Origin of the sequence: Croceicoccus hydrothermalis (assembly GCF_022378335.1) — a bacterium.
GTDB lineage: Bacteria > Pseudomonadota > Alphaproteobacteria > Sphingomonadales > Sphingomonadaceae > Croceicoccus > Croceicoccus hydrothermalis.
Window position 1 is genome coordinate 35057 of record NZ_JAIQCI010000016.1, and the last position, 11869, is coordinate 46925.

Annotated in this window: 9 protein-coding genes; 5 read left to right on the plus strand and 4 right to left on the minus strand. The window is 64.8% G+C overall.

What is annotated here, in order from left to right:
* Positions 1-19: 19 nt before the first annotated feature.
* Positions 20-742 (plus strand): alpha/beta hydrolase family protein, encoded by a 723-nt coding sequence (locus K4G67_RS10485; RefSeq protein ID WP_239806322.1) that lies wholly within the window; start codon positions 20-22, stop codon positions 740-742.
* A gap of 68 nt (positions 743-810) precedes the next feature.
* Here K4G67_RS10485 and K4G67_RS10490 read toward each other — a convergent pair whose 3' ends face one another.
* The 3 genes from K4G67_RS10490 to K4G67_RS10500 all read right to left on the minus strand — a co-directional run bounded on the left by K4G67_RS10490 (position 811) and on the right by K4G67_RS10500 (position 2805).
* Positions 811-1359, minus strand: coding sequence for a glutathione peroxidase (locus tag K4G67_RS10490; protein WP_239806323.1), 549 nt, complete (start codon positions 1357-1359; stop codon positions 811-813).
* 19 nt (positions 1360-1378) lie between these two features.
* Positions 1379-2014 (minus strand): CoA transferase subunit B, encoded by a 636-nt coding sequence (locus K4G67_RS10495; RefSeq protein WP_239806324.1) that lies wholly within the window; start codon positions 2012-2014, stop codon positions 1379-1381.
* Positions 2015-2085: 71 nt separating this feature from the next.
* Positions 2086-2805, minus strand: coding sequence for a CoA transferase subunit A (locus tag K4G67_RS10500; protein ID WP_239806325.1), 720 nt, complete (start codon positions 2803-2805; stop codon positions 2086-2088).
* A 134-nt stretch (positions 2806-2939) separates the two neighbouring features.
* Here K4G67_RS10500 and glnE point away from each other — a divergent pair, with 134 nt between their 5' ends.
* The 4 genes from glnE (at position 2940) to K4G67_RS10520 (ending at position 7902) form a co-directional block, all read left to right on the plus strand.
* A complete protein-coding gene (gene glnE / locus K4G67_RS10505; protein ID WP_239806326.1) occupies positions 2940-5732 on the plus strand; it encodes a bifunctional [glutamate--ammonia ligase]-adenylyl-L-tyrosine phosphorylase/[glutamate--ammonia-ligase] adenylyltransferase in 2793 nt (930 codons plus the stop codon).
* Positions 5729-6223, plus strand: a complete 495-nt coding sequence (locus K4G67_RS10510; RefSeq protein WP_239806327.1) for a peroxiredoxin — start codon at positions 5729-5731, stop codon at positions 6221-6223. The genes glnE and K4G67_RS10510 overlap by 4 nt, the downstream gene beginning before the upstream one ends.
* Positions 6220-7020, plus strand: coding sequence for a ferritin-like domain-containing protein (locus tag K4G67_RS10515; RefSeq protein ID WP_239806328.1), 801 nt, complete (start codon positions 6220-6222; stop codon positions 7018-7020). The genes K4G67_RS10510 and K4G67_RS10515 overlap by 4 nt, the downstream gene beginning before the upstream one ends.
* A 177-nt stretch (positions 7021-7197) precedes the next feature.
* Complete coding sequence (locus K4G67_RS10520; RefSeq protein WP_239806329.1) at positions 7198-7902, plus strand: M23 family metallopeptidase; 705 nt, start codon at positions 7198-7200, stop codon at positions 7900-7902.
* Between the two features lie 179 nt (positions 7903-8081).
* Here K4G67_RS10520 and K4G67_RS10525 read toward each other — a convergent pair whose 3' ends face one another.
* On the minus strand, positions 8082-11810 hold the full coding sequence (locus tag K4G67_RS10525) for a PAS domain S-box protein (protein WP_239806330.1): 3729 nt from the start codon (positions 11808-11810) through the stop codon (positions 8082-8084).
* Positions 11811-11869 lie beyond the last annotated feature (59 nt).

Genomic DNA, 11869 nt, shown 5'->3' on the forward strand with positions numbered 1-11869 from the left:
CGCGCGGGACGGGCTGGAGATGGAGGCGATCGTCACCGTGCCGCAGGACCGCGAGGCGAAGAACCTGCCGGTGATCGTGATGCCGCGCGGCGGTCCGCGCGCCCGCGATTACGAAGGCTGGGACAGCTGGGAGCAATTCTTCGCCGACCGCGGCTATGCGGTGATTCAGCCCAATTTCCGGGGATCGACCGGCTATGGCGTCGCGTTCGAGCGGGCCGGCCTCGGGCAATGGGGGCTCAGGATGCAGGACGATGTCGACGATGCGCTTGCGTGGGCCGCGGCCAAGGGGATGGTCGATCCCGCCCGCGCCTGTATCGTGGGCGGATCGTATGGCGGATATGTCGCGATGCGGGCCGCGGAGCGCAATCCGGAGCTTTACCGCTGCGCCATCAGCTTTGCCGGCGTCGCCGATCTCGGGAAGATGATGAGCCATGACAGCGCATCCTATTTCGGGCGCGGGTTGCGGGCATATTGGAAAGGGCAGGTGTCGGACCTTGCCGGCGTATCACCGATCAACAATGTGCAGGGGTTCGGCATCCCGGTGCTGCTCGTGCATGGCAAGGATGACGTGCGCGTGCCCGTGGATCAATCGCGCGACATGGCAAAGAAGCTGCGCGCGGCGGGCAAGGACGTCACCTATATCGAACAGGCAAAGGGCGACCATCATTTCTCCCGCGATGAGGATCTGGTCGAATTTCTGAAGGCTGCGGAGCAGTTTCTCGACACGCACAACCCGGCCTGATCGGCACATGAAAAAGGGCGGCCGCGCGGACAATGCGCGGCCGCCCCCTATTTGAAGCCAGGCGGGGATCAGGCGTCTATCGCGCTTTCGATCAGCCCGGTCAGTTCGGCATCGTCGGGCGCGGTGGAGGGGGCGAACCGCGCCAGCACCGCACCATCGCGCCCGACCAGGAACTTCTCGAAATTCCAGAGCACCTCGGGGTCGTTGTTGGGGATCATGCCCGCCCGTTCCAGCCGCGCGCGAAAAACATCGGAATCGCCGCGCTTGTTCGGAACGGCGGCGACGAGCTCCTTGTATAGCGCCTGCTTCTCCGGCCCGACGACGCTGGCTTTTTCGAAGACCGGGAAATTCACCCCGTATTCGGTTTCGCAGAATTGCGCGATCTCGTCGTCGGAGCCCGGTTCCTGTGCACCGAAATCATTGGCGGGAAAGGCCAGCACCTCGAACCCCTTGTCGCCATATCGTTCCTGAAGCGCCTTGAGCCCGGCATATTGCGGCGTCAGCCCGCATTGCGAGGCGGTGTTGACGATCAGCAGGACCTTGCCCCGGTGGGCGCCGATGCTGTCGGCGCTGCCGTCGTTGCGGGTGAGCGGGATATCGGAAAGCGTCGTGGCCATGGTTTTGCTCCTCGGCGAATCAGGAAACGTAGTGGGCGGTGGTCTTTTCGGCGATCTCTTCCGCCGTGACGCCCGGCGCCATTTCGACGAGCCGGAACGGGCTGTCGTGGTCGGGGCGCTGAAACACGCACATGTCGGTGACGATCATGTCGACGACATTCTTCCCCGTCAGCGGCAGAGTGCATTCGGGTATGAACTTGGGCGTGCCGTTCTTCGATGTGTGTTCCATGACGACGATGATCTTCTTCACCCCGGCGACCAGATCCATCGCGCCGCCCATGCCCTTGATCATCTTGCCCGGGATCATCCAGTTGGCGATGTCTCCGTTCTGCGCCACTTCCATCGCGCCCAGCACGGTGAGGTCGATATGCCCGCCGCGAATCATCGCAAAGCTTTGCGCGCTGTCGAAATAGGCGGAACGGTCGAGCTCGCTGATCGTCTGCTTGCCCGCATTGATGAGATCGGCGTCCTCCTCGCCCTCGAAAGGGAAGGGGCCGATGCCCAGCATGCCGTTTTCGGATTGCAGCGTGACCTCGATCCCGGCGGGGACGTGATTGGCGACCAGCGTGGGAATGCCGATGCCGAGATTGACGTAGAAACCGTCCTCGAGTTCCTTTGCGGCGCGGGCGGCCATTTCGTCGCGGGTCCAGGGCATGCGTGTCTCCTCAGATGGGTGGCTGGCGCGGCCAGCGATTATGCGTTCGGCGTGCGGGAAAGCCGCGGCGTTCAGGCGCTTTCGCGGGTCCGGGTCGTGACGAACTCGATCTTCTTGTCATAGGGCGCGCCCACGATCATGCGCTGCACATAGACGCCGGGCAGGTGGATGTGATCGGGATCGAGGCTTCCGGTCGGCACGACTTCCTCCACCTCAACGACGCACACCTTGCCGCAGGTCGCCGCCGGAAGGTTGAAATTGCGCGCGGTCTTGCGGAACACCAGATTGCCCGTCTCGTCCGCCTTCCACGCCTTCACGATGGAAAGATCGGCGAAGATCCCGCGTTCCAGCACGTAGTCCATTTCGCCGTTCGGCCCGTCGAAACGCTTGGTCTCCTTGCCTTCGGCCACTTCGGTACCGAACCCGGTGCGGGTGTAGAAGCCCGGAATGCCCGCGCCGCCGGCCCGCATCCGCTCGGCAAGCGTGCCCTGCGGACAGAATTCCACCTCAAGCTCGCCGGCGAGGAACTGGCGCTCGAACTCCTTGTTCTCGCCGACATAGGACGAGATCATCTTCGCGATCTGCTTCGTGCGCAGCAGCTTGCCAAGCCCTTCGTTGTCGATACCGGCATTGTTCGACGCCACGGTGAGCCCGCCCACCCCGCTTTCGACGACGGCATCGATCAGCCGTTCGGGAATACCACACAGGCCGAAACCGCCCGCCGCGATCAGCATGCCGTCGTGCAGGAGCCCGTCGAGGGCGGATGTGGCGTCGGGAAAAAGCTTCTTCATGGGCTGCGGCCTTTCATCGTGAAAGCGTCGGTCTTGCCGAAAAGGGCGTTCGGACCCCGGCAATAGTCGGCAAATCGGCGCGTGTCACGCCCGCCCCTCTTGCACCTGCAATTTGCGGGGACCATGGGAAGGGGATGGAGCGAGACGACGACGAAGCGGCACAGGCACGAAGGCCAGACCGAACCGACTGGCAGGATGCGCTGAACCGGGCGAGGGCGCATGCGCCGTTTCTGTCCGACCTGCTCGGCCGCGAAGCGGAGCTTGCCGCCATGCTCGATGCCGGGCGCGGGGCCGATGCGCTGGCCGCGGCGCGGGTCGCGGGCCAGGATGCGGGCGATGTTGGCGTGGCGCTGCGGCGGCAACGCCGGGCGCTTGCGCTGGTGCTCGGCATTGGTGATCTTGCAGGGGCGTTCCCGCTGAAAATGGTGATGGCGGAGTTGTCCGCATTTGCGAGCCGCGCGCTCGACGCCGCGATCCGCGATGCCGTGGCGCATCGCGTGCCCGACAGGGCGGCGGACGCGGACCCGGTGGGCATGACCGCGCTGGCGCTGGGAAAGCATGGGGCGGGGGAGCTCAACTATTCCTCCGACATCGACCCGATCCTGCTCTACGACCCCGAGACCTTGCCCCGCCGCGCGCGCGACGAACCGGGCGAGGCGGCGCAGATCGCGGCGCGCCGCGTGGTGCAGACCATGTCGGCGATGACGGCGGAGGGATATGTCTTTCGCATCGACCTGCGCCTGCGTCCCGCGTCCGAGGTCAGCCCGCTCTCCATCCCCTTTGCCGCCGCGCTGACCCATTATGAAAGCAGCGCGCTGGCATGGGAGCGCGCCGCGTTCATCCGGGCGCGCTCGGTTGCGGGCGACGTCGCGGCGGGGGAGGATTTTCTCGACGCGATCCGGGCGTTCGTCTGGCGCAAATCGCTCGATTTCGGGGCGATCGACGAAATCGGCCGGCTGGTGCGCCGGATCCGCGACAGCCACGAGGGCGCCGAACGCCCGGGGCCGGGCTACGATCTGAAACGCGGGCGCGGCGGCATCCGCGAGATCGAATTCTATGCGCAGACGCATCAGCTTATCCACGGCGGGCGCAACCCGTCGCTGCGTCTGCGCGGCACGCGCGCGGCGCTCGACGCGCTGGCGGCGGCGGGGATCGTCACGGGCGACGACGCGCGCGAGATGGGTGAGGCCTATGACAGGCTGCGCACGATCGAACACCGGTTGCAGATGGTGAACGACCGGCAGACCCACGCGCTTCCGGATAGCGAGGAGGCCATCGACAATGTCGCGCGCCTCGACGGGATGGCGGGCGGCGCGGCCCTCATCGCCGAGATCGCCACGATTGCCGCCACGGTGCGGCGGCGGTTCGACCGGTTGGTGGCCGCGCATGGCGGCGGCGATGCGCCCACCATGCCCCAGGCGGGCGAGCCGTTTTCAGACCCCGCACCGCCGCCTGCCGCCGCAAGCCTTCGATCGCTGGGCTTTGCCGATGCCGAAACGCTGGCGGCGCGGATCGAGGGGTGGAAGGACGGCAAGGTCAAGGCGCTGCGCTCGGATGCCGCCCGCGCCGCCTTTGCCGCGATACAGCCGCAATTGCTGGAGGCGCTGGCCGCCGCGCCCGAACCCGACCGCGCGTTCAACCGGTGGGAACAGGTGCTGACGCGCCTGCCGTCGGCGATCAATATCTTTCGCCTGCTGGAGGCGCGGCCCGCCCTGCTCGAAACGCTGGCGCGGATATTGGCGCTGGCGCCGGGGCTGGCCGACATGCTGGGCCGGCGCGGCGATCTGCTCGATACGCTGATCGACCGCAGCGCCTATGACCTGCCGCCCGACGCCGATACGCTGACGCATGATTTTGCAGGGGGCGCCAATGCGGCGATGCTGCGCGACGATTACGAGGCCGTGCTGGACCGGGTGCGGCGCAAGGTCGGCGATCTGCGCTTTGAACTGGGCGTGCAATTGCTCGACAATGCGCATGATCCGCTCGCCATCGCAGCCGGGCTTTCGCGCATGGCGGAGGCGGCGATCCGCGTATTGTGCGATGCCGCCGCGGCCGAATTTGCAGAGTCGCACGGGGGAATCGGGGGCAGCGGGCTTGTCGTGCTGGGGCTGGGCCGGATGGGCGGCGGGGTGATGACCCATGCGAGCGATCTCGACCTCGTCTATCTCTTCACCGGTAGTCACGAGGCGGAATCGGACGGTCGCCGTCCCCTTGGCGCGACGCAATATTACAACCGGCTGGCACAGCGGGTGACCGCCGCGCTGTCCGTGCCCACGGCGGAGGGCAAGCTGTTCGAGGTGGACACCCGCCTTCGCCCTTCGGGCATGCAGGGTCTGCTGGCGGTGAGTACCGACAGCTTTACCCGGTATCAGCGTGAGGATGCCTGGACGTGGGAGCATATGGCGCTCACCCGCGCGCGGGTCCTGCACGCGCCTGAGGGTGTGGCGGAGACGCTGAACGGCGCCATTCGCGATATTCTGTGCCGGGATCGCGACGCGCATGAATTGCGCACGGCGGTGTTGACCATGCGGGCCGAGATTTCCGCGCACAAACCGCCGACGGGCCCGCTCGATGTAAAGCTGTCGCGCGGTGGGCTCGTCGATCTCGAATTCCTCGTTCATTTCCTGCAGTTGCGGGAGGGCGCGTTCTTCACCCCGGATCTCGGCGGGGCGGTGCGCATGCTGGCGCAGGCGGGGCTGGTCGACGGGGCGCTGCTGTCCGCGCATGATTGCCTGACGCGCATGCTGGTGGTGATGCGGCTGGTCGCGCCCGATGCCGCGGTGCCGCCGCCCGCCGCCCGCGCGATCATGGCCGAGGGATGCCGGTGCGCGGATTGGGATACGCTCTTGACCACGTTCGACACCGCACGCCAAACCGTGGCAAGGGCATGGTCCGCGATATTCGATGAGACGCTGGAGCTGACATGACCGATGTGACGCACGGACGCCCGGACGTGGGCGATATCTTCCCGCAAATGACCCTGAGCACGCCCGACGGCGGCGAGTTTTCGACCGCGTCGCTGGCCGGCAAACCGGCGGCGGTGTTCTTCTACCCAAAGGACAACACCCCCGGCTGCACGACCGAGGCGAAGGATTTCACCGCGCTCGCGTCCCAATTTGCCGACGCCGGCGTCGCCATCCTCGGCATCAGCAAGGATCCGCCCGAAAGCCACGCCAAATTCATCGCGAAGCAGGCGTTGGGCATTCCGCTCTATAGCGACACGCCGCCGGACGCGGGCGATGGTCTGGCCGAGACGCTCGGCATCTGGGTCGAGAAGAACATGTATGGCCGCAAACATATGGGCATGGAACGCACGACATTTTTGATCGGTGCGGACGGGCGCATCGCGCGCGTGTGGCGCAAGGTGCGTGTGAAGGGTCATGCCGATGCCGTGCTGGAGGCGGCGCGCGCGCTTTGACCGGAACGCGGCGCTCGGTAGGGGAAGCGGTGCGCGCCGTCCTGTTGACAGGAGGCGCGCAGGCAAAGGTCATGGCGACCCGCGCCTTGGTGCGCGAATGGCGGGCCGGGCGGCTCGATTTCCGGTTCGACTGCGCCATGCCGGACGAACCGGCGCGCCCCGACCGGCCCGAATTGCGCCCCGCGCGCGACATGCCGAAACGGGGGAAGGGCGGGTCCGAGCGTGGCCGCATCGCATTATGGCACAGCCTCGCGCATATCGAATTTACCGCCATCGACCTCGCGCTCGACATGGTCGGGCGATTCGGCGGCGGCATGGGCCGCGATTTCACCGACGATTTCCTGTGCGTCGCGGCGGATGAGGCGATGCATTACGCCCTGCTCGATCGGAAGCTGAAGACGATGGGGAGCCATTACGGCGCGCTGCCCGCCCATGCCGGATTGTGGGAAGCGGCGCTCGATACGCGGCACGACGTGGCGGCGCGGCTGGCGATCGTGCCCATGGTGCTGGAGGCGCGCGGCCTCGACATCACGCCGATGACGCTGGAACGGGTACGCACACAGGGGGACGCGAATGGCGCACGCATCCTGTCGCGGATACTTGACGACGAAATCCGCCATGTGCGGTTTGGCACCAAGCATTTCGTCGATGAGGTGAAAAAGCGCGGAAAAACGCCCGAATCCTACTGGCAGACATTGGTTCGGGAGCATTTTCGGGGGCGGTTGAAGCCACCGTTCAACGACTCGGCGCGGGAGTCAGCCGGTCTGTCGCGCAGCTTCCTCGACGGTATTGCCTAGTTAACTGCTTTCCCTTTACCCAATACTCACGAGAGCGGCGGGGGGTTCCGACAATCTCGAAATTTTTGAACCTGCGGATGCGCTTCCCATCGCTCGAAGCCATCGCCTGCAGGCGTAATCAGATGTCTTTCCGGCCTTTAGGGGGGTCGAGGCGTCTCGGAAAAAAAGGGTATCGTAATGACGACACTTGGACAGATTTCGAATTTCTGGACGAAGCGCGGCGCGGTGTTGAGCGCGGTCGCGGTTGCATCGATGGCGATGGCCCCTGCCCCGGCCCTGGCGAATGCCAGTGCGACGGCAGCGGCCAGCGCCGACATGGCCGCCTCCGTCCACACGCCTGCGACGCAGGGTATCGGCGAAGGCATCGAAAGCGACGGCACGTTCCGCACGCTTTTCGCCAGCTGGAAGACGCTCGACAATTCGAACAAGCCCGTCGTCCCGACCAAGCCGGTGATGTCCATTCCCAGCCGCCTGCCGGTTGAGAACTCCCGTTTTTCGAGCAGCTTTGGCATGCGCGTCCATCCGGTGACGGGTCGCCGCACCGGCCACCATGGCATCGATATGGCCGCGCCCACCGGCACGCCGATCTATGCAACCGCCGATGGGCAGATCGCCGATGCACGCTGGAACGGCGGGTATGGCAATTACATCCGGATCGAGCATGGCGGCGAGATGGAAACGCGCTATGGCCACATGTCCCGCATGGCGGTGTCCGCCGGGCAGGCCGTGAAGAAGGGCGATCTCATCGGCTATGTCGGCAGCACGGGTCGTTCGACCGGGCCGCACCTGCATTACGAAGTGCGCATCGCCGGCGAACCGGTCGATCCCGAGCCCTATCTGCACGCCGATACGTTCGAGCAGGCCTTCGCCAGCGCGCGCTGATCATCAGACATAAGGGATCGTCATTGGCGGTCCTTCGAAAAAGCCCGGCGCCATACGGCACCGGGCTTTTTCGCATCGGGCGTCGACGCGGCAAAGGCCGGTGACGACCCGGCCTTCGCTGTATGTGGTGGCCCCCGCTGCACGACCCGTGGCGGCGGGGCAAGCGACGTTGAGATGTGTCAGCTTGCCTCGCGCATGGACGCAAATTCCGATTGTACGAGCGAGCGGCGCGTCTGGCTGTCGTCGATACGGCGGATGCGCTCTTCGAGATCGCGGGCCATCTCGCCCAGCTTTTCATCACCGAAATATCCGGCGGATCCGGCGAGCTTGTGCAATTGCGCCGAGAGATCGTCCCAATCGCCATCGGAATCGTCCTGCGCGATCTTGGCCATGACGTCGAACAACGCCTGTTTGCGGGCGGCATATTTTGCGGAGAGCGAATTGCCGCCCGTCTGCACCACCGGCGGGCCAAGCAAATCCGGCTTCGCCGCGGGCGTGTCCCCGGTCTTGGTCGATTGAAGCTCGATTTGGCGGGCACCACCGGGCGAGGGCGAGGGTTGTTCATCCCCCGAAACCGACGGCGACGCGGCTGCGGCATCATTGGCATCCGAGTGAACGACGGGCATGTCGTCGTTGGCGGCCTGGCTCTGCCCCTCTTCGCCGAAATTGGCGTTTTCGCCGTTATCCTCGCCGTCGAAGAGATAGAGATCGATGGCGTTGCGCAGCGACTCCATCCGTAACGGTTTGCCAAGATGTCCCTGCATTCCGGCACTTTTGCAGGCCTTGATATCGTCCTGATAGCAGTTCGCGGTAAGCGCGAGGATCGGCAGATCCTGGCGCGTATATCCCTCCATGCGCAGGCGGCGCGTCGCCTCCAGCCCGTCGATTTCGGGCATCTGCATGTCCATCAGGACCAAGTTGTACGGGCGGCCCTCCGCATCGGCCTGTTTCACGCGTTCGATCGCATCGCGCCCGTTCACGGCAAGATCGGCGGTGAGATTGAGCTTGCTCATCATGCTCATCACCAGTTCCTGATTGATGTCGTGATCCTCCGCGACGAGCACGCGCGGGCGGTCCGCGAATTCGGGTTCCGGCGCCTGCATCGGCTTCGATCCGGTATCGACCATCGCGAGCGTGAGTGCGGGCTGTGCGTCGAGTTCGGCGTCGTCGTCCGCAGCGATCAGCGGTATGCGCACGGTAAAGGACGTGCCGCGCCCCTCTTTCGACTTCACGGTCAGCGTCCCGCCCATCATTTCGGTAAGCTGGCTGCTGATCGAAAGGCCGAGGCCCGTGCCGCCGAAGCGACGCGCGATCGACCCGTCGGCCTGATCGAACTGGTTGAAGATCGTGCGCAGCTTGTCGGGCGCGATGCCGACCCCGGTGTCCGCCACTTCGAGGACGAGAATCTCCTCCTCATCCTCGAAATCCGCGCGGGCGTCGATGCGCACCTCGCCATGTTCGGTAAACTTGACCCCGTTGCCGACGAGATTGAGCAAAATCTGACGCAGACGCAGAGGATCGCCGATGATCGATTTGGGCAGGCGAGGATCGATGCCGAACGACAGCTCCACCCCTTTTTCCCGGGCGACGGGTTCGAGCAGGCGAACGCACGATTCCACCTTGTGCCGGATGTCCATCGGCACCGGCTGCAATTGCAGCTTGCCCGATTCGATTTTTGACATGTCGAGAATATCGTTCAGGAGGCGCATCATCGCCTGTCCCGAATCGGCGATCATGCGCACCTGTCGTTGTTGCGCTTCGTCGAGCTCGGTTTCCATCAGCAATTGCGTGAAGCCGATCACGCCGTTCATCGGCGTGCGGATTTCGTGGCTCATATTGGCGAGAAACCCCGATTTGGCCTGGACCGCAAGCTCGGCCCGTTCACGCTGTGCGGTGAGTTCGGCCTGAAGACGCTTGTCCTCGGTCACGTCGCGGATCGAGGCGATGATGGCGCCTTGTTGATGTGTTTCGGCATCGCGCGCGACCGCGATCTGTCCGGAAAGCCAGCGCGTGTCCGTATTTTCGCCCGCGGCGGCGATTTCCATTTCGAGTTCGCACCCCTCGGCCTCTCCCGAACGGAGGAGCGCGAGCCGCCCCGTGAGATAATCGGACTGCGACGGGCCGAACATGTCGGAAAATTGCCGTCCGATGAGCTGTTCCGGCGGCATTTTCAGGATTTCGCCCGCGAACAGCGAGGCGTAGATACATTCGCCCTCCGCGCCGATCATGAACAGCGCATCGTCGATATTGTCGGCGACGATCTGCAACTGGCTTTCGCGTTCGGCGAGGCGCTCCTCCGCCAGCTTGCGTTCGGTGACGTCGATATTGGTGCCGATATACCCTGTAAGCCGGCCGTCGCTGTCGAACTGTGGCGCACCGGCGGTCGTCACCCAGATTTCGGCCCCGTCCTTGTGAAGCCAGCGCCATTCGGCCGAGAAGCGTTCCTGTGCGTTCACCGCGCGCAGCCATGCCTCGGCCACGCGATCGCGATCCTCGTAATGGATCGCATCGTACCAGCCAGGGCCCATGGCCTCTTCGTTCGTCAGCCCGACCAGTTCGAGCCAGCCGGGGCTGACATAGGTGGCATTGCCCTCGACATCGGAACACCAGATGCCCGCGGGTGCGTGGTGCGCAAGCGTCGCGAATTGCTGTTCGCTATGTTCCAGCGCCTCGCGTTCCAGGTAACGTTCGGTGACGTCGACAATGTGGCCGACCAGACCAAGCGACCGTCCGTCTTCGCTCCGTGCCGGGCGGGCGCGGATCTTGATGCGCAATTCCTTGCTATCCTTGCCGATGATGGATCGCTCGACATTCATCGTGTCGAACTCTCCCGACAGCATGCGGGAAAAATTGTGCCAGGCATCCGCGCGGTCTTCCGGCTTCAGGAAGTCGGTGAATTTCGTGCCGATGGATTCGGTGATCGCGCGCCCGGTGATGCGTTCCCACGCGGTGTTGAGCGACATCCAGCGTCCTTCGGGATCGATCCGGAACAGCACGTCATCCAGATTGTCGAGGACGTAGCGGTTTTCGTTACGGCTCGTGCGGAGCATTTCGCGGATCATGCGATTGCGGCGCGAAAGCGCGCCCACCGGCAGCGCGATCATCGTATTGGCCGCCAAAAAGGTGATGAGGGCGATGAATTGCATCCCCTGCCCACCGCGCACGAGCAGGACGGGACCGCTCCCCATCGCGGTGGCGACGATCGCGACGACATGGCTGAGCAGGATGGCGAGGGCGGTGCGCCGCAGTCCGATGAGTACGCCAGCCGTGATCAGCGTCGGCGTGACAAGGAAAAGGAACGGCATCGTCGTCTGCGCGAAGACCGCCGCGGTTCCGCATACGACAAAGGCAATGCTTCCCACAACGACCGAAAAGGACGCCGGGGCCAGTTTCGTGGTCCGCCTGCGGAAGCAGAGCAGGGGCGGGACGACCGCAAGCAGCATTCCGAAATGGCCGGTCAGGAAAAGGAGACTCGCCCCCCGCTCAAGCCCCAGCAGGACGTTGGCGACGGCGGACGACACCAACGCCCCCATCGCAAACGCGCCCAGCATCGGCGGGTAGCAATCGAGCTTGCGGATATCGGGCTGCGCATTGCAGAAACGGCGGATGAGATAGACGACAAGGCCTGTCTCGATGGTCATGATGGCCGTCGTGCGAACGACCGTGTCGATATCCTGCCCGATCGCGAAAAGCGTTCCGGCCATGGCGAATGCAAAGCCGACAATACCGAGCCGGTCGAAACGGCGGCTGTGCCCGATGATGTAGGCGACCGCCGCCGCATTGGGGAGCCATACGGGCGCAAAGATGCTGTCGTCGGGAATGGCCCGGGAAAGCAGAGTCAGAACGGCAACCGTCATCATCAGCAGCGTCAGCCGCGCCGCCGCCTTCTGTTTTGCCTTACTGATCATTTTCGCAAAAGACTCCGAAACCGATTCCAGAACAACCGCATCGGCGCGATCCTTCCACG